Here is an 18,390-nt window from a genome sequence, read left to right as displayed (position 1 = left end):
GGGGTCTAGCATGGCTGAAGCCGTAAAAAAACCAAGGCCCGAGTACCGGAACATCGGGATCGGCCAACTCGCGCAATACCGCTTGCCGCTCGCAGGGAAGGTGTCGATCCTGCATCGTGTCAGTGGCTTGCTGTTGTTCGTGTGTCTGCCGTTCATCCTGTATCTGCTCGATCAGAGCCTCACGTCCGAACTGAGCTTCGAGGCGTTCAAGGGCTTCCTCGCCAATCCCATCGTCAAGATCGTCGTGCTCGTGTTGTCGTGGGCGTATCTGCATCACTTCTGCGCGGGCATTCGTTTTCTCTTGCTCGATACGCACGTCGCAGTCAATAAGGAAGGCGGCAAACAGACCGCGCTCATCGTGCTGATCGTGTCGCTGCTGCTCACGCTCGCGATGGCCCTTAAACTCTTCGGAGCGTTTTAAACATGGCAACCCACAATCGAGTCGGACCGAAGCGTCTGGTCGTCGGCGCGCACTACGGTCTGCGCGACTGGCTCGCGCAACGCATCACCGCGGTCGCGATGGCCGTCTATACCATCGTGCTGCTGGTGCTGTTCTTCGGCGCGCATAACTTCTCCTACGAAGGCTGGGCCGGCATCTTCGCGATGCAGTGGATGAAGCTCGCCACCTTCGTCGTCCTGCTGTGCCTGTTCTTCCACGCGTGGGTCGGCATCCGCGATATCTGGATGGACTATGTCAAGCCCATGGGCGTGCGCCTCTTGCTGCAAGTGCTCACGATCCTCTGGCTGCTCGGATGCGCCGGCTACGCCGCACAGATTCTCTGGAGAGTTTAAAAGAACATGGCTGCAATCAAGACATCCCTGCCGCGTCGCCGTTTCGACGTGGTCATCGTCGGCGCGGGCGGCTCGGGCATGCGCGCCTCGCTGCAACTCGCGCGCGCGGGCCTCTCCGTCGCGGTGCTCTCCAAGGTGTTTCCGACGCGCTCGCATACGGTGGCCGCGCAAGGCGGCATCGGCGCTTCGCTTGGCAACATGAGCGAAGACAACTGGCACTACCACTTCTACGACACGATCAAGGGCTCCGACTGGCTCGGCGACCAGGACGCGATCGAGTTCATGTGCCGCGAAGCACCGAACGCCGTCTACGAACTCGAACACATGGGCATGCCGTTCGACCGTAACGCGGACGGCACCATCTATCAACGTCCGTTCGGCGGCCACACGGCCAATTACGGCGAGAAGCCGGTGCAACGTGCTTGCGCCGCTGCCGACCGTACCGGCCACGCGCTGCTGCATACGCTGTATCAGCAGAATGTCGCGGCTAAAACGCACTTCTTCGTCGAATGGATGGCGATGGATCTGATCCGCGACGCTGACGGCGACGTGCTCGGCGTCACCGCGTTGGAGATGGAAACCGGCGAGGTCTATATCCTCGAAGGCAAGACCATGCTGTTCGCCACGGGCGGCGCGGGCCGTATCTTCGCGGCATCGACGAATGCGTTCATCAATACCGGCGACGGCCTCGGTATGGCCGCGCGCTCGGGTATCGCGCTGCAGGACATGGAGTTCTGGCAGTTCCACCCGACGGGCGTCGCGGGCGCGGGCGTGCTGATCACCGAAGGCGTGCGCGGCGAAGGCGGCATTCTGCGTAACTCGGATGGCGAGCGATTCATGGAGCGTTACGCGCCGACGCTGAAGGATCTGGCACCGCGCGACTTCGTCTCGCGTTCGATGGATCAGGAAATCAAGGAAGGCCGTGGCGTGGGTCCGAACAAGGATCACGTGCTGCTCGATCTGTCGCACATCGGCGCCGAGACGATCATGAAGCGTCTGCCGTCGATTCGCGAGATCGCGCTGAAGTTCGCCAACGTCGACTGCATCAAGGAGCCGATTCCGGTCGTGCCGACCATCCATTATCAGATGGGTGGCATTCCGACGAACATGCACGGTCAGGTCGTCGGCACGGCGAAGGGCTACAACGATCCGGTCAACGGTTTCTACGCAGTGGGCGAATGCTCGTGCGTTTCCGTGCACGGCGCGAATCGTCTGGGCACGAACTCGCTGCTCGACCTCGTTGTGTTCGGGCGCGCGGCGGGCAATCACATCATCAAGCACGCGATGGAAATGAAGGAGCACAAGCCACTTCCCGCCGATGCAGCGGACTTCGCGATGGAACGCCTTGCAGTATTGGAGAAATCCACCTCGGGCGAATACACGCAAAACATCGCCAACGATATCCGCGCGACGATGCAGGCGCACGCGGGCGTGTTCCGCACGGCCAAGCTGCTCGAAGAAGGCGTCGGCAAGATCGGCGAACTGGCGGAGCGCGTGAAGCACGTGCATCTGAAAGACAAATCGAAGGTGTTCAACACCGCGAAGGTCGAAGCGCTGGAATTGGCGAACCTGATCGAAGTGGCGCGCGCGACGATAGTGTCGGCCGAAGCGCGTAAGGAAAGCCGTGGCGCGCACGCGCACAGCGACTACGAGCATCGCGACGACGAGAACTGGATGCGCCACTCGCTGTGGTTCAGCGAAGGCGATCGCCTCGACTATAAGCCGGTGCAGATGAAGCCGCTGACGGTCGAATCGGTGCCGCCGAAGGCACGGACCTTCTAAGGCACAGGGGAAATTCAAATGGCAAAGAGAATTTTTGAAGTCTATCGCTACGATCCGGACAAGGACGCAGCGCCGCGCATGCAGACGTACGAGCTCGATCTGACGCACGAGCGCATGCTGCTGGATGCATTGGTGAAGTTGAAGGAAGTCGACGAAACCTTGTCGTTCCGTCGCTCGTGCCGCGAAGGCGTGTGCGGATCGGACGCGATGAACATCAACGGCAAGAATGGTCTCGCGTGTCTGACGAACCTGAACGAACTGCCGCAGAAGATCGTGCTGCGTCCGCTGCCGGGTCTGCCGGTGGTGCGCGACCTGATCTGCGACTTCACGCAATTTTTTAATCAGTATCATTCGATCAAGCCGTATTTGATCAACGATACGCCGCCGCCGGAGAAGGAGCGTCTGCAGTCGCCGGTTGAGCGCGACGAGCTCGACGGCCTGTACGAATGCATTCTGTGCGCGAGCTGCTCGACGTCGTGCCCGAGCTTCTGGTGGAATCCGGACAAGTTCGTGGGTCCGGCGGGCTTGCTGCAGGCTTACCGTTTTATCGCGGACAGTCGCGATGAAGCGACCGGCGAGCGTCTGGATAATCTGGAAGACCCGTATCGTCTGTTCCGTTGCCACACGATCATGAATTGCGTCGACGTGTGCCCGAAGGGGCTGAACCCGACCAAGGCGATTGGCAAGATCAAGGAATTGATGGTGCGTAGGGCGGTCTGACATGGACGAATCGCATCAGTCCGACCCGCTGCGCCGCGCTCGCCTTCGCTGGCGCGCCCGGCGCGGGCTGCTGGAAAACGATCTGATTTTCGAACGTTTCTTCAGCAAATACGAACAACAGCTCAGCGACGCCGACGTGGCCGCTTTGACCCGTTTGCTTGAGCTGAGCGACAACGAATTGATGGACCTGCTGCTCGCGCGCACCGAGCCGGAAGGCGATCTCGCCACGCCGGACGTCGTGCGCCTGCTGCAGATGCTGCGGAACGTGTGATTTCGGCAGAAATCCACGGAGTTTTGCAAAATAGGCAGGTCCGCACTGGGTGCTTAACTCAGGCTTCACGACGGACCGGCTAAATAACAGGCCGGCAAAGAGACCACCGGCCACCAGTACAGGCCTTTGCCCGCGCAGCTTCCGTCGTGCAAATTATCGAAACCTGTATCTATACCTTCGATTGAGGATGTGCTATGACCCCATCAGATGTTAAAGCCACGCTATCGTTCAGCGACAACTCGCCGAGCGTCGAAATGCCGATCTACAAGGGCACGATGGGCCCGGACGTGATCGACATCCGCAAGTTGTACGGTCAGACCGGCAAGTTCACGTATGACCCGAGCTTCATGTCGACGGCGTCGTGCAATTCCGCCATCACCTATATCGATGGCGACAAGGGCGAGCTGCTGTATCGCGGCTACCCGATCGAGCAACTCGCGGTGAACGCCGACTTCCTCGAAACGTGCTACCTGCTGCTGAAAGGCGAACTGCCGACCGAAGCGCAGAAGGCCGAATTCGTGGACACGGTCACGCGTCACACGATGGTGCACGAACAGATGCACTTCTTCTTCCGCGGCTTCCGTCGCGACGCGCATCCGATGGCCGTGCTGACGGCTGCGGTCGGCGCGCTGTCGGCGTTCTATCACGACTCGCTGAACATCAACGATGCGCGTCATCGTGAAGTGTCGGCCATTCGCATGATCGCGAAGCTGCCGACGCTGGTCGCCATGGCGTACAAGTTCAGCATCGGCCAGCCGTTCGTGTATCCGAAGAACGAACTGTCGTACAGCGCGAACTTCATGTACATGATGTTCTCGAACCCGTGCGAAGAGTACAAGGTCAACGACGTGCTGGTGCGCGCCCTCGACCGTATCCTGATTCTGCACGCGGACCACGAGCAGAATGCGTCGACCTCGACGGTGCGTCTGGCGGGTTCGTCGGGCGCGAATCCGTTCGCGTGTATCGCGGCCGGTATCGCGTGTCTGTGGGGCCCGGCGCACGGCGGCGCGAACGAAGCCGCGCTGAACATGCTCGAAGAGATCGGCTCGGTCGACAACATCCCCGAGTTCATCAAGCAGGTGAAGGACAAGAACTCCGGCGTGAAGCTGATGGGATTCGGTCACCGCGTCTACAAGAACTACGATCCGCGCGCCAAGCTGATGCGCGAAACCTGCCACGAAGTGCTGAACGAACTGGGCCTGCACGACGACCCGCTGTTCAAGCTCGCGATGGAACTGGAAAAGATCGCGCTGGAAGACGAATATTTCGTGTCGCGCAAGCTGTATCCGAACGTCGACTTCTATTCGGGCATCGTGCAGCGCGCGCTGGGCATCCCGACGTCGATGTTCACGTGTATCTTCGCGATGGCACGTACGGTCGGCTGGATCGCGCAGTGGAACGAGATGATCGCCGATCCCGAGCAAAAGATCGGCCGTCCGCGTCAGTTGTTTATCGGCCAGACGCCGCGCGAGGCGAAGGCGATTACGAAGCGGTAAGTTGAACGGTTGATTCGGAAGTACAAAGCCCCCGGCGAGTGATCGCCGGGGGCTTTTGTTTTGCGACGACGAACTCGATAGCCGACCGCGCAGCCTCGTCAGAGCAGCGCCTTATCGACCTTCGATATAGCGGGCGCAAGCCTCGTCAGATGTTCCGACTGCACCGCGATGAATCGCGCGATATCGTGCACGAGAGCGCGTTCGTCGCCGATGTACGACTCTGACGCGGCCAACTCGTCGGCGGTGCGCGTCGCGAGCTTTGCCAGCCGCGTCAGTTCCCTCGCGAGAAAGGCTGGCTGCGTGGCGGTGCGATGAGCGAAGTCCGCCATCGCGAAGGGTGTGATGTCGCCGAGGTGGAAAACATCGCCGTAAGCCATCGCCATGTCCTGCTCGACGCCGTCGCCATAGACATTGACGGAGACGAGATCGTAGAACGGCGCGGGCGATAGCCCCGAATGACGGACGAAGAACGAGATGTTCTTGCCGTGCGCGTCGCTATTGCCGATGAGCAACTGAAATAGCGCCCATCGCAGCATGACGCCGCGCGCCTGCGCCGGATTTTCCATCAGACGGCCGATCGAGAAGAGCCGCTCGAAACTCACGTCCTCGCGAATATTGCGCACCTCCGGCGCGTTGCCGAAGTTGCGCTCGTACTTATACGACACGGATGCATCCAGCGCCTGACAGCCATCGATGGCATGAATGCGGCGGACGGTCGTCGCCTCGCCGCGCGCATCGTCGACCTGGATTTCGCGATCGAAGCGCTCGATGAGCAGCACGGGCTCGAGAATCCTGCGCAGCGAGACCGGCGCCACCGGCAAGCCCATTCGCGCGGCCAGCGTCATGCAGAAATGCTCGTTGGCGACCATGTGAGGCGTTGCGGCATTGCGCGAATCAGGCTTGAGGATGTGCGTGGAGCTGAGCGAACCGTCCGCGAGCGAAAGTCGATCGCCTTCCACGAGAACCTGCAACTTGTCCTGATAGCCGGCGACCGACAGACGCACCTTCTGGTCCCAGACCGGAAACGGGAGCGTATCGCGGTCGCGGATGCGTTCGCTGAGTTCGGCGTCCGAGATCACGCGACGTTGCGGAGCGAGTGCCGGCGCAAGCGCGGCGCTCGCTCCGTCTGGAAAGGGCTGGAAACTCAGCGCGCCGACGGGTTCCTTTCCCAACACACGCACCAGCCCGAAGATGTTGTCCTTGGAAATCTGGCTGGCTATGGACGCTACATCGAGTGCGCGGCCTTCCGGCAGCAGATTGGCCAGAAAGCGCTGCACCGAAGCCGACTTCGGCGCGTCGCCGTTCAGCGGAATGTGCGGAGACAGGGGATAGCTGTCATCGCGTGCGCGCCAGGCGTCGTCGTAGTGGAATGTGAAGCGTTCGTCGTTCGAATCGAACCCGACGCGTCCGACCAGCGCACCCTGCGTGGCGACCTGAAGAATGTGCTCCATCAGGTCGCCGCCTCATCGGACGGCCCGAGCGCGCGGAGCAGCTTGCCGGAGTCCGCGCGGGCCACGACGAGAAGGCTCAGGCCCAAGCCATCGAGCACGCGCAACAGGCGGTCGCTGCCGACCGGATTGCCGTTCTCCAGGCGCGATAGAACGCTCGTGGACACGCCGAGCAGGGCGGCGGCATTGTCGATACGCATGGATTGTTCGTGACGCCTGTTACGGACCAGCAGGCCCAGCGCGGTCAGGTCGCTGGCAAGCGGGCTGGTGTTCTTCACAGGGAGCGGAAGCGAGCGCGGCATGATTTTCCGGATGTGGAAACTATGTGAATACGATATCTGGCTCGACCATTGTTTATCGAATATGGAAATTATAGGTCGAAAAGGAAGTTTGTAGATTATAGTTTCCGCATACCGACAATTTTCTCTTTCCGTAACCCTGTGAACTCAAAGTTGTCGAATATAGAAACGAAGGCGCGTGTTCGTGCCAAGAGAAAATCATGAGGTGGGATTTTCCAGCTCTGCCGTCACGCGCATCGTGCTGAGCGCCAGCTGGGCACAACTTATCCAGGTACTGACACCACCATAACCACTTGTTTTTACTAGGTTTTTCTCATCATCCTAGTACCCGCGCGCGTCGTGAAAGTGGCATAATCATCGTACAAGCCGGTAACAGATCAACCCCGCAGTCACCTACGAAAGCGCTCATCATGGCTCAGACTCTGTACGACAAACTGTGGAACACGCACGTCGTCCACACCGAAGAAGACGGCACCTCGATCCTCTACATCGACCGTCATCTGCTGCATGAAGTGACCAGCCCGCAGGCCTTCGAAGGCCTCAAGCTGGAGAAGCGTCCGGTGTGGCGCATCAGCGCGAATCTGGCCGTGTCCGACCACAACGTGCCGACCACCGACCGCTCACACGGCATCGCCGATCCGGTGTCGAAGCTGCAAGTCGATACGCTCGACGCCAACTGCGATAGCTTCGGCATCACGCAATTCAAGATGAACGATCTGCGTCAGGGCATCGTGCATATCATCGGGCCGGAGCAGGGCGCGACGCTGCCGGGCATGACCATCGTCTGCGGCGATTCGCACACGTCCACGCACGGCGCGTTCGGCGCGCTGGCGCACGGCATCGGCACGTCGGAAGTGGAGCACGTGCTCGTCACGCAAACGCTCTTGCAGAAGAAGAGCAAGAACATGCTCGTGAAGGTGGAAGGCCAGTTGCCGCGCGGCTGCACGGCGAAGGACATCGTGCTGGCGATCATCGGCAAGATCGGCACGGCGGGCGGCACCGGTTACGCGATCGAATTCGGCGGATCGACCATCCGTTCGTTGACGATGGAAGGCCGCATGACCGTTTGCAACATGGCGATCGAAGCGGGCGCGCGCGCCGGCATGGTCGCGGTGGACGACACGACGATCAACTATCTGAAGGACCGTCCGTACTCGCCGCAGGGCGTCGAGTGGAATCAGGCGGTGGAATACTGGCGTCAGTTCAAGTCGGATGACGGCGCGCAGTTCGATCGCGTCGTCGAGTTGAATGCCGCCGAGATCGTGCCGCAAGTGACGTGGGGCACGTCGCCGGAAATGGTGACGTCGATCGACGGCCGAGTGCCCGATCCCGAGAAGGAAAAGGATCCGGTCAAGCGCGACGCGATGGAACGCGCGCTCACGTACATGGCGCTGCAGCCGAACACACCGATCGACGCGATCAAGCCGGACAAGATCTTCATCGGCTCGTGCACGAATGCGCGTATTGAAGATTTGCGCGCCGCCGCGTATGTCGTAAAGTCGCTGGGCAAGCGCGTCGCATCGAACATTCGCCTGGCGATGGTCGTGCCGGGCTCGGGTCTCGTGAAGGCGCAAGCCGAGCGCGAAGGCCTTGACAAGATTTTCACGGACGCCGGTTTCGAATGGCGCGAGCCGGGCTGCTCGATGTGTCTCGCGATGAACGCCGACCGCCTCGATTCGGGCGAACGATGTGCATCGACGTCGAACCGCAACTTCGAAGGCCGTCAGGGCGCGGGCGGACGCACGCACCTCGTGAGCCCCGCGATGGCCGCCGCCGCCGCGATCGAAGGCCATTTCGTCGACGTGCGCAAGCTCGCGTGATCAACCCGGATATCGAGAAAGACCATGGAAAAATTCACCGTACATAGCGGCCTCGTCGCGCCGCTCGATCGCGAAAACGTCGACACGGACGCGATCATTCCGAAGCAGTTTCTGAAGTCGATCAAGCGCACCGGCTTCGGTCCGAATGCGTTCGACGAATGGCGTTATCTCGATGTCGGCCAGCCCGGACAGGACAACAGCAAGCGTCCGCTGAATCCGGATTTCGTGCTGAACCACCAGCGTTATCAGGGCGCATCGATTCTTTTGACGCGCAAGAATTTCGGCTGCGGCAGCTCGCGCGAGCACGCGCCCTGGGCGCTGGATCAGTACGGCTTCCGCGCGATCATCGCGCCGAGCTTCGCGGATATCTTCTTTAACAACTGCTTCAAGAACGGCCTGCTGCCGGTCGTGCTGACGGAGCAGCAAGTCGACAAGCTGATCAACGAGACGAACGCGTTCGTCGGCTTCAAGCTGACCATCGATCTGGAAAAGCAGGTCGTGCGCACGGGCGACGGCACGGAGTATCCGTTCAACGTACCGGGCTTCCGTAAATACTGCTTGCTGAACGGTTTCGACGATATCGGTCTCACGCTGCGTCACGCGGACAAGATCAAGCAATACGAAGCGGAACGTTTGACGAAGCAGCCGTGGTTGAATAACCGCCTCGTCGGATAAACACGCAGAAAGGAAAACAAAGATGAAGATTGCAATCCTCCCCGGCGACGGCATCGGTCCGGAAATCATGGCCGAAGCGGTCAAGGTGCTGAACGCGCTCGGCGAAAAGTTCGAGCTCGAAGAAGCGCCGGTCGGCGGCGCAGGTTACGAAGCGCACGGCCATCCGCTGCCGGACTCGACGCTGAAGCTCGCGAAAGAAGCCGACTCGATTCTCTTCGGCGCGGTCGGCGACTGGAAGTACGACAAGCTCGAGCGCGCGCTGCGTCCCGAGCAGGCCATTCTGGGCTTGCGCAAGCATCTGCAACTGTTCGCGAATTTCCGTCCGGCGATCTGCTATCCGCAACTGACGGGCGCGTCGTCGCTTAAAGCCGAAATCGTCTCGGGCCTCGATATCCTGATCGTGCGCGAACTGAACGGCGACATCTACTTCGGTCAGCCGCGCGGCGTGCGTCCTTCGCCGGACGGTCTGTTCGAAGGCGCGCAGGAAGGCTTCGACACGATGCGTTATTCGGAGCCCGAAGTGCGCCGTATCGCGCATGTCGCGTTTCAGGCGGCGCAGAAGCGTCAGAAGAAGCTGACGAGCGTCGACAAGGCGAACGTGCTGGAAACGTCGCAGTTCTGGCGCGACATCATGATCGACGTGTCGAAGGAATATGCGGACGTCGAGCTGTCGCACATGTACGTCGACAACGCGGCGATGCAGCTCGTCAAGGCGCCGAAAGCGTTCGACGTGGTCGTGACCGGCAACATGTTCGGCGACATCCTCTCCGACGAAGCGGCGATGCTGACCGGTTCCATCGGCATGTTGCCGTCGGCGTCGCTCAACAAGGCCAACAAGGGCCTCTACGAGCCGTCGCACGGGTCCGCGCCGGATATCGCGGGCAAGGGCGTCGCCAATCCGCTGGCGACCATTCTCTCCGCCGCGATGATGCTGCGTTACTCGCTCGGCAAGACGGAGCAGGCCGATCGTATCGAAAGCGCGGTGAAAAAGGTGCTGGAGCAAGGCTACCGCACCGGCGATATCGCAACGCCCGATGGCAAGATCGTCGGCACGAAGGAAATGGGCGACGCAGTGCTGAAGGCGCTGTAATCGCACGCGGGACGATCGGCCGCTTACTGCAATAAAGCGGCCGATCGTCTCGTTTTACCGATGTTCCCGCAGGATCCGCACGAATTTCATCGGCGAGCCCAATCCGGCCGACGAAAACGCCAAAGTTTCGTGTAGACTGCAAAAATCATGGCGAAGAACCCTCAATTCTCACTGGATTCCCTCGGCGGCGGCGCACAAGCTCGCTCGGCGGAACTCGCCATCGGCACGCAAATCGTGGCAATCGCCACGGTTACGACACGCATTACGAAAATCTCCATCAAAGCGATCACGATTCGCTGATCGTCCCTCGTGTCCGAGCGTCTTCCCTGCGCGGCCACGCCGGGTAAAGATGCGGGGAAGCGTCCACTTCAAAGGTAGTGAGTCATGAACGTAGGTCTCGTTGGTTGGCGCGGCATGGTCGGCAGCGTCCTGATGCAGCGCATGCAGCAGGAAGGCGATTTCGATCTGATCGAACCGGTGTTCTTCAGCACCAGCAATGCGGGCGGCAACGCGCCGTCGTTCGCCAAAAACGAGACGAAGCTCAAAGATGCGACAAGCATCGACGACCTGAAAAAGTGCGACGCCATCATCACGTGCCAGGGCGGCGATTACACCAATGACGTGTATCCGAAGTTGCGCGCGGCGGGCTGGAAGGGCTACTGGATCGACGCGGCCTCGGCGCTGCGCATGAAGGACGATGCGGTCATCATCCTCGATCCGGTGAACCTCGACGTCATCAAGGATTCGCTGGTCAAGGGCGGACGTGATTTCATCGGCGGCAACTGCACGGTCAGCCTGATGCTGATGGCGCTCGGCGGCCTGTTCCGCGAAGGCCTCGTCGACTGGCTCACAGCCATGACGTATCAGGCGGCATCGGGCGCGGGCGCGCAGAACATGCGCGAACTGCTGTCGCAGATGGGCGCGCTGCACGCGTCGGTGGCGAGCGATCTGGCCAATCCGTCGTCGGCCATTCTCGATATCGACCGCAAGGTGCTCGCCACGATGAACAGCGACGCCATGCCGACCGACAACTTCGGCGTGCCGCTCGCGGGCTCGCTGATTCCGTGGATCGACAAGGATCTCGGCAACGGCATGTCGAAGGAAGAGTGGAAGGGCGGCGCGGAAACCAACAAGATTCTCGGCAAGCCCGCGATGGGCCAGCCGGGCTCGATTCCCGTCGACGGTCTGTGCGTGCGTATCGGCGCGATGCGCTGCCACTCGCAGGCGCTGACCATCAAGCTCAAGAAGGACGTGCCGCTGGACGAAGTGAACGGCATCCTTGCCTCGGCGAACGACTGGGTGAAGGTCGTGCCGAACGAGCGCGAAGCGTCGATGCGCGATCTGTCGCCGGCAGTCGTCACGGGCACGCTGACGGTGCCGGTCGGCCGTCTGCGCAAGCTCGCGATGGGCGGCGAATATCTGTCGGCTTTCACGGTCGGCGATCAGCTTCTGTGGGGCGCGGCCGAGCCGCTGCGTCGCATGCTTCGCATTCTGCTGGACAAGTAAAGTAAACTACGCGCTTCGGAAGCCCGGAAGCGTGTGCCGTCAGCAAAAGCGCCGCGTTTCTCGCGGCGCTTTTTGTTTTTTCGGCGGTGTTCCGGCGACCGCTCCAAAGTTCGTATTCATCTTCGTCGCGCCCTGGAGTCTCAATGATTCGTCGACCTTTCCGGTCTTTCATCTCGTCATCGCGTGCGGCGTGCGCCGCAGCTGGTCTGGTCGTGTGCGCGGCTTATTGGGCGGCACCGGGCGAAGCGCTCGCTCAGGCGAGCAGCGCTTCGCCCGTTGTCGCCGCCGCGGCAGCCACCGGGCAGACTTACGCGGTCAAGCCGGGCCAGTCGCTCAATGACGTCGCGGGCGAACTCACCGGCTCGAAAGATCGCGACGTGCGTCAGAAAATGGCGCGCGCGCTGTTCGATGCCAATCCGAACGCGTTCGCCGGTCACGACATCAACAAGCTGAAGCTCGGCGCAACGCTCAACGTGCCGCCCGCCGATGGAACCGCCGCGCCTGCCGCGCCCGCGACGCCCGCGACGCCCGCTGCGTCCGCTGCGTCCGCGCCCGCCGCGCAAGAGGCCGCTCCGGCGATGGCGTCCGCGCCTGCGCCCGCACCGGCCGAAACGCCCGCTCCGGCCCAAAGCGCCGATACGGCGAGCAACGCGCAGACGTCTGCGGCCCAGCCCGCTTCGAGTGCCGAGGACGCGGCCTCGGCTGCGACCGCGGAAAGCACATCGTCCGCGCAGGCGGCGCCTGCTCCCGCGCCGACCGCGGGCGCGGAGAACTCGGGCAAGCCCGCGTCGCGACTCGGTCCGGATCCCGTCGTGTTCGGCGCGGCGGCTGCCGTGCTCGTCGTGCTGTTTCTGCTGCTGAAGCGCCTGATCGACCGGCGCAGCAAGGCAAAGGCCAAGCCGTCGGATTCCGGCGACGAACGTACTTTCGCGACGCTGGAGGAAGCGCAAGCCGACGCCGACGCGCGCAACGCGGCGCTGAAACAACGGCATGCGCCCGAGGCGCTGGCGACCGGCGCGGCCGTCGCCGCGACTGAAGCGCTTCATCGCGGCACGTCGGATGTCGGCGCGGCAGCGGAAAGCATCGAGCACGAAGAAGCCACGCAGCCCGCCGCGACGCCCGACGACGACACGCCGCCGCCGTCCACCGAGACGGCGCAATCGGTCGAAGCCGCGACCGAGCATGACGCCGTCGAATCGGACGAGAAGTTTGCGCCGGTGTCGCCGGCTGCGCATCATCCGGATTTCGTGTCGCCGGCCGTCGCCGCCGCCGCGATCGAAGCAGAAGCCGCCGAAAACACCGAAGAAGCCCAGCATGCCCGCGAGGCCGCCGCGCGCGAAATCATCGCGCACGACGCCGAATTGCGCGAAGCGAAGGCGCTCGCCGCGCAGGAACAGGCCACCGAGCGACGCGAAACCGAAGCGCGCCACGCGCTCGAAACGGCCGATGACGCCGAGGAAGAAGGCCTGTCGCCCGCGCTGCGCTTCCCCATGCCGAAATTCCCGGACGATGCCATCGAGGCAATGGATTCGCTCGATCTGAATCTGCCGCCGCGCATGGAACTGACGCTGAATCTGCCGACCGGCACGATCACGTCCGACAACACGCCGACGCCGTCGCCGGCTCCGCAGGCTGCGTCGCCGGTGGGATCGCCGACGTTCGTGCCACAGGCCGCCGCGCAAGGCGCGTCGCTGCAATCGCCGACCGTCGCTATGCAGATGGAAGCGGGCACGGCGGGCGCGGGTTCAGTCGCGGGCCTGGGTGCGACGCAGTTCCTGCCGCTCAGTCTCGACTTCGACGTGAATCAGCCGAAGAGCCAGTCCGCGCCGCTGCCCGCGCTGACGTCCACGCAACTCGCGGCGATCGCGCGCAACAAGCTGGAACTGGCGGGCGAATATATCGAATTGGGCGATCTGCCGGGCGCGCGGACCTTGCTGCAGGAAGTGATCGCATCGAACGATCCGGCTACGCGCCAGCAGGCCACCACGCTGCTGTCGACGCTCGCCTCGCACTCCTGATATGCGGATTGCGCTAGGCATTCAGTACGACGGCGCGGCGTTTTGCGGCTGGCAATCCCAGCCGCACGGCAAGACGGTTCAGAATGCGCTGGAGCGCGCGCTGGCGGAATTCGCGCAGACGCCGCTTCAGACCGTGGTCGCGGGCCGCACGGATACGGGCGTCCACGGGCTCGGCCAGGTCGTGCATTTCGATACCGACCTCGAGCGCACCGATTTCTCCTGGGTGCGCGGCACGAATGCGTTTTTGCCGGACAGCGTCGCGGTGCAATGGGCCAAGCCGATGCCCGACGACTTCCACGCCCGCTTCGCCGCGTTCGAGCGCACCTACTATTACGTGCTTTACGTGAATCCGGTGCGCTCGCCGATGCTGTCGAAGCGCACGGGCTGGGTCCATACGCCGCTCGATGTCGCCGCGATGCGCGAATCGGCCGCGTGCCTGCTCGGCGAGCACGATTTCTCGTCGTTCCGCGCCGCCGATTGCCAGTCCAAGACGCCAGTCAAGCATCTGTATCAGATCGATGTGCGCGAGCAGGGCGACTTCGTGCATTTTCGCTTCCGCGCGAACGCGTTTCTGCATCACATGGTGCGCAATCTGATGGGGTGTTTCGTCGCCATCGGGCGAGGCCGGCATCCGGCATCGTGGATGGCGGACGTACTCACCGCGCGCGACCGCCGCATCGCTGCGCCGACCTTCATGCCGGACGGGCTGTATCTGGCCGAGGTCGGCTATCCTGAACGTTTCGCGGTGCCGCCGCCGCATATCGAAAGCATGCCCTGGAGCGCAGTGTGGATGGACACGAAATGACCGATCGCGACCTTCATCGCACCAGGATCAAACTATGCGGATTGTCCAGGCAGGCCGACGTCGAGCACGCGGTCGAACTGGGCGCGGATGCGGTCGGTTTCGTGTTTTATCCGCCGAGCCCGCGTTCGGTCAGCGTCTCGCAGGCGGTCGAATTGACGCGATACGTTCCGCCGCTGGTATCGTCGGTCGGCTTGTTCGTTAACGCGACGCCCGAATGGATCCGCGAAGTGACATCGGTTGTGCCGTTGACGCTTTTGCAGTTTCACGGCGACGAAACGCCCGAACAATGCGCCGAGCTCGCGGCGATTGCGGGTTTGCCCTATTGGCGCGCAGTGCGTGTAGGGCCTGATGCAGCCGCAAGTGATTTGCTAGAATCGTCACTTAACTATGCAGCCGCAGACGGCATTTTGCTGGATGCCCTCGTCGAGGGCTTCGGCGGCGGCGGAAGGGTTTTCGATTGGTCATTTATCCCAACAGATCTCGGGCATCGGGCCGTTTTGAGTGGTGGGTTGAACGCGCAAAACGTCAGTGAAGCCATCCGGCGCGTGCGCCCGTACGCGGTCGATGTCTCGAGCGGCATCGAAGTGCCGGGCGCCAAGGGCGTGAAGGATCCCGCCCGAATGGCGGCGTTCGTGCGCGCAGTGCGCGCCGCGGACGCTGAATGAATCTGGCAGGTTCGCCGTGCGCGAGCCTGTGGACAAGAGAGTGATGCAATGTACAACTTACCCGACGATAGAGGCCATTTCGGCCAATATGGTGGCGTTTTCGTTTCCGAAACGCTGATCCATGCACTCGATGAACTGCGTGTGGCCTATGACACGGCCCGCCAGGATCCCGAATTCCAGAAAGAATACGACTACGAGCTGAAGCATTACGTCGGCCGTCCGTCGCCCATTTATCACGCCAAACGCTGGAGCGAGATGCTCGGCGGCGCGCAGCTCTACCTCAAGCGCGAAGACCTGAACCACACGGGCGCGCACAAGGTGAACAACGTGATCGGCCAGGCGCTGCTCGCCCGAAAGATAGGCAAGCCGCGCGTGATCGCCGAAACCGGCGCGGGTCAGCACGGCGTGGCGACCGCGACTATCGCGGCGCGCTTCGGGATGGAATGCGTCGTCTACATGGGCTCGGAAGACGTCAAGCGGCAGGCGGCGAACGTCTATCGCATGAAGCTGCTCGGCGCGACGGTCGTGCCGGTGGAATCGGGCTCGAAGACGCTCAAGGATGCGCTCAACGAAGCCATGCGCGACTGGGTCACGAACGTCGAGAACACGTTCTACATCATCGGCACGGTGGCGGGACCGCATCCATATCCGATGATGGTGCGCGACTTCCAGCGCGTGATCGGCGACGAATGCCGCGTGCAGATGCCGGAAGTGGCCGGCCGTCAGCCGGATACGGTGATCGCGTGCGTTGGCGGCGGATCGAATGCGATTGGCATCTTTTATCCGTATATCGAGGATAAAGATGTCCGGCTGATCGGCGTCGAAGCAGCGGGCGACGGCATTGAAACCGGCCGTCACGCGGCTTCGCTGATGGGCGGAAGTCCCGGCGTGTTGCACGGCAACCGCACGTATCTGCTGCAGGACGAGAACGGGCAGATCATCGAGACGCATTCGGTGTCGGCGGGGCTGGATTATCCGGGCGTTGGACCTGAGCACGCGTGGTTGAAGGATGCCGGGCGCGCGGAATATGTCGGCATCACGGACGAAGAAGCGCTCAAGGCGTTCCACGACTGCTGCCGCATCGAGGGCATCATTCCGGCGCTGGAATCGAGCCATGCGCTCGCCTACGGCGCCAAGCTCGCGAAGACGCTGCCGCGCGACAAGGTGCTACTGGTGAACCTGTCGGGCCGGGGCGACAAGGACATGCATACGGTCGCCGAGCGATCGGGCATTCAGTTCTGAGCTCCTGAACGATGCGTACCGTGCTCGACGAGCCGTTATCGGTCGGCGCCCTGCAAAGCGCCGATCCCGACATCCGCAACCGCGATTTTCTGGCCGATGCCGCGAATATTCCCGACGCCTCGATCGATCTGATCGTGGCGGATCCGCCTTATGGTCTGGGCAAGGATTACGGGAACGATTCCGACATGCTGTCCGGCGACGCATTTCTGGAGTGGACGTATCGCTGGCTCGATCTGGCGATTCCCAAGCTCAAGCGCAGCGGCTCGCTGTACATCTTTTGCACCTGGCAATATTCGCCCGAACTGTTCGTGTTTCTGAAGCGCCGGATGATGATGATCAACGAGATCGTCTGGGACCGGCGCGTCCCGAGCATGGGCGGAACGACGCGGAAATTCTCCTCGGTGCACGATAACATTGGCTATTTCGCGGTATCGAAGGATTACTACTTCGATCTCGATCCGGTACGCATTCCCTACGACGCAGTCACGAAAAAGGCGCGGTCGCGCAAGATCTTCGAAGGCAGCAAGTGGCTGGAGATGGGCTATAACCCGAAAGATGTGTGGTTGGTGTCGCGTTTGCATCGGCAGCACGCGGAACGGGTGGATCATCCGACGCAAAAGCCGCTGGAAATCGTCGAGCGCATGGTGCTGGCGAGCTGTCCGCCGGGCGGCCGCGTGCTCGATCCGTTCATGGGCAGCGGCACGACCGCCGTCGCCTGTGCGTGGCACGGACGGCACTTCACGGGTTACGAGATCAATGCAGATTACTGCAAGATCGCGCACGATCGCGTCGCCGAAGCGCGAGCGATTGCGCCGGTGCGCGTGCCCGTTTCAGCGCCAATCATTGTCGAAGCTGCCGAATAACGCCTTTTTCGCCGTCTGATCGTGACAGAAGCGCGTCGATCGCGCATCTGTCGCCAATGAAGAGAATTCAACATGTCTCGAATCAAGAACACGTTCGCGGCGCTGTCCGCGCAAGGCAGGAAAGGGCTGATTCCGTTCATTACCGCTGGCGATCCGAATCCCGAGCAGACGGTGGAATTCATGCACGCGCTGGCCAAGGGCGGCGCGGACGTCATCGAACTCGGCGTGCCGTTTTCCGACCCAATGGCCGATGGTCCCGTCATTCAGCGTTCGTCGGAGCGCGCACTGGCGCGTGGTGTCACGCTGAAGCAAGTGCTCGCCGATGTCGCCCGCTTCCGCGAAACCGACGACAAGACGCCCGTCGTGCTGATGGGCTACGCGAATCCGATCGAACGCATGGGCGCCGAAGCGTTCGCCCAAGCCGCCCGGAAAGCGGGCGTCGACGGCGTGCTGGTGGTCGACTATCCGCCCGAAGAAGCCGAAAACTTCGGCCGGGCGATGCGCGCGGCGGACATCGATCCGATCTTCCTGCTTGCGCCCACGTCGAGCGACGAACGCATCGCGGAGGTCGGGAAAATCGCCAGCGGATACGTCTATTACGTTTCCTTGAAAGGTGTGACCGGCGCGGCGAATCTGGACGTTTCCAGCATCGCGAGTAAAATCCCGGCCATCAAGTCGCATGTGCCCCTGCCGGTGGGCGTCGGTTTCGGCATCCGGGACGCGCAAACCGCGCGCGCCGTGGCCGATGTCGCGGACGCCGTCGTGATCGGCAGCCGTCTCGTGCAACTGCTGAAGGAAGCGCCGCCGGCCACGGCCGCCGCGTCGCTGACGAGCTTCATCGCCGAGATTCGTCAGGCGTTGGACTCGGCCAAGTAAATACACTCGTCACTCGTCGCCG

General features: G+C 62.2%; 19 protein-coding genes. 17 read left to right on the top strand and 2 right to left on the bottom strand.

Going from position 1 to position 18,390, the window contains the following annotated elements:
• Positions 1-10: 10 nt before the first annotated feature.
• The 6 genes from sdhC to gltA all read left to right on the top strand — a co-directional run bounded on the left by sdhC (position 11) and on the right by gltA (position 5,061).
• On the top strand, positions 11-421 hold the full coding sequence (sdhC, locus tag BVER_RS16880; protein ID WP_050454295.1) for a succinate dehydrogenase, cytochrome b556 subunit: 411 nt from the start codon (positions 11-13) through the stop codon (positions 419-421).
• A gap of 2 nt (positions 422-423) precedes the next feature.
• The gene (gene sdhD, locus BVER_RS16875; RefSeq protein WP_050454294.1) at positions 424-792 is read left to right on the top strand and encodes a succinate dehydrogenase, hydrophobic membrane anchor protein; all 369 of its coding nucleotides are present in this window, start codon (positions 424-426) and stop codon (positions 790-792) included.
• Positions 793-798: 6 nt separating this feature from the next.
• Positions 799-2,574: a succinate dehydrogenase flavoprotein subunit gene (sdhA, locus tag BVER_RS16870; RefSeq protein WP_050454293.1), complete on the top strand. Its 1,776-nt coding sequence runs from the start codon at positions 799-801 to the stop codon at positions 2,572-2,574.
• A gap of 18 nt (positions 2,575-2,592) precedes the next feature.
• Positions 2,593-3,294 carry a succinate dehydrogenase iron-sulfur subunit gene (locus BVER_RS16865; RefSeq protein WP_050454292.1) on the top strand — a complete coding sequence of 234 codons (702 nt, stop codon included), beginning with the start codon at positions 2,593-2,595 and terminating at the stop codon, positions 3,292-3,294.
• A 1-nt stretch (position 3,295) separates the two neighbouring features.
• Positions 3,296-3,565, top strand: coding sequence for an FAD assembly factor SdhE (locus BVER_RS16860; protein ID WP_050454291.1), 270 nt, complete (start codon positions 3,296-3,298; stop codon positions 3,563-3,565).
• A 194-nt stretch (positions 3,566-3,759) separates the two neighbouring features.
• Positions 3,760-5,061, top strand: coding sequence for a citrate synthase (gene gltA / locus BVER_RS16855; RefSeq protein WP_050454290.1), 1,302 nt, complete (start codon positions 3,760-3,762; stop codon positions 5,059-5,061).
• Positions 5,062-5,159: 98 nt separating this feature from the next.
• On the opposite strand, the gene BVER_RS16850 is transcribed toward gltA, so the two are convergent.
• Together BVER_RS16850 and BVER_RS16845 are read right to left on the bottom strand one after the other, a co-directional pair.
• Positions 5,160-6,512, bottom strand: coding sequence for a HipA domain-containing protein (locus BVER_RS16850; protein WP_050454289.1), 1,353 nt, complete (start codon positions 6,510-6,512; stop codon positions 5,160-5,162).
• Positions 6,512-6,787: a helix-turn-helix domain-containing protein gene (locus tag BVER_RS16845; RefSeq protein WP_332309122.1), complete on the bottom strand. Its 276-nt coding sequence runs from the start codon at positions 6,785-6,787 to the stop codon at positions 6,512-6,514. Before BVER_RS16845 ends, BVER_RS16850 begins: the two co-directional genes overlap by 1 nt.
• A 431-nt stretch (positions 6,788-7,218) precedes the next feature.
• Here BVER_RS16845 and leuC point away from each other — a divergent pair, with 431 nt between their 5' ends.
• From leuC to trpA, 11 genes are all read left to right on the top strand, one after another.
• Entirely contained in the window at positions 7,219-8,628 is a 1,410-nt protein-coding gene (leuC, locus tag BVER_RS16840) for a 3-isopropylmalate dehydratase large subunit (protein ID WP_050454287.1), read from the top strand.
• Positions 8,629-8,652: 24 nt separating this feature from the next.
• Positions 8,653-9,303, top strand: a complete 651-nt coding sequence (leuD, locus tag BVER_RS31620) for a 3-isopropylmalate dehydratase small subunit (RefSeq protein ID WP_050454286.1) — start codon at positions 8,653-8,655, stop codon at positions 9,301-9,303.
• A 22-nt stretch (positions 9,304-9,325) separates the two neighbouring features.
• Complete coding sequence (gene leuB / locus BVER_RS16830) at positions 9,326-10,393, top strand: 3-isopropylmalate dehydrogenase (protein ID WP_050454285.1); 1,068 nt, start codon at positions 9,326-9,328, stop codon at positions 10,391-10,393.
• Positions 10,394-10,540: 147 nt separating this feature from the next.
• The gene (locus BVER_RS31615) at positions 10,541-10,693 is read left to right on the top strand and encodes a hypothetical protein (protein ID WP_157056093.1); all 153 of its coding nucleotides are present in this window, start codon (positions 10,541-10,543) and stop codon (positions 10,691-10,693) included.
• Positions 10,694-10,777: 84 nt separating this feature from the next.
• Positions 10,778-11,899 (top strand): aspartate-semialdehyde dehydrogenase, encoded by a 1,122-nt coding sequence (asd, locus tag BVER_RS16825; protein ID WP_050454284.1) that lies wholly within the window; start codon positions 10,778-10,780, stop codon positions 11,897-11,899.
• Positions 11,900-12,042: 143 nt separating this feature from the next.
• Positions 12,043-13,917: a FimV/HubP family polar landmark protein gene (locus BVER_RS16820; RefSeq protein WP_083452219.1), complete on the top strand. Its 1,875-nt coding sequence runs from the start codon at positions 12,043-12,045 to the stop codon at positions 13,915-13,917.
• Position 13,918: 1 nt separating this feature from the next.
• Positions 13,919-14,722, top strand: a complete 804-nt coding sequence (gene truA, locus BVER_RS16815; protein ID WP_050454282.1) for a tRNA pseudouridine(38-40) synthase TruA — start codon at positions 13,919-13,921, stop codon at positions 14,720-14,722.
• On the top strand, positions 14,719-15,387 hold the full coding sequence (locus BVER_RS16810) for a phosphoribosylanthranilate isomerase (RefSeq protein ID WP_050454299.1): 669 nt from the start codon (positions 14,719-14,721) through the stop codon (positions 15,385-15,387). The genes truA and BVER_RS16810 overlap by 4 nt, the downstream gene beginning before the upstream one ends.
• Before the next feature lie 48 nt (positions 15,388-15,435).
• Positions 15,436-16,629 carry a tryptophan synthase subunit beta gene (gene trpB, locus BVER_RS16805; RefSeq protein ID WP_050454281.1) on the top strand — a complete coding sequence of 398 codons (1,194 nt, stop codon included), beginning with the start codon at positions 15,436-15,438 and terminating at the stop codon, positions 16,627-16,629.
• An 11-nt stretch (positions 16,630-16,640) separates the two neighbouring features.
• Positions 16,641-17,492, top strand: a complete 852-nt coding sequence (locus tag BVER_RS16800; protein ID WP_050454280.1) for a DNA-methyltransferase — start codon at positions 16,641-16,643, stop codon at positions 17,490-17,492.
• Between the two features lie 72 nt (positions 17,493-17,564).
• Complete coding sequence (gene trpA, locus BVER_RS16795; protein ID WP_050454279.1) at positions 17,565-18,368, top strand: tryptophan synthase subunit alpha; 804 nt, start codon at positions 17,565-17,567, stop codon at positions 18,366-18,368.
• Positions 18,369-18,390 lie beyond the last annotated feature (22 nt).

Source organism: Candidatus Burkholderia verschuerenii (genome assembly GCF_001189365.1).
GTDB classification, from domain to species: Bacteria; Pseudomonadota; Gammaproteobacteria; order Burkholderiales; family Burkholderiaceae; genus Caballeronia; species Caballeronia verschuerenii.
This window is presented reverse-complemented; position numbering and strand designations above follow the sequence as displayed.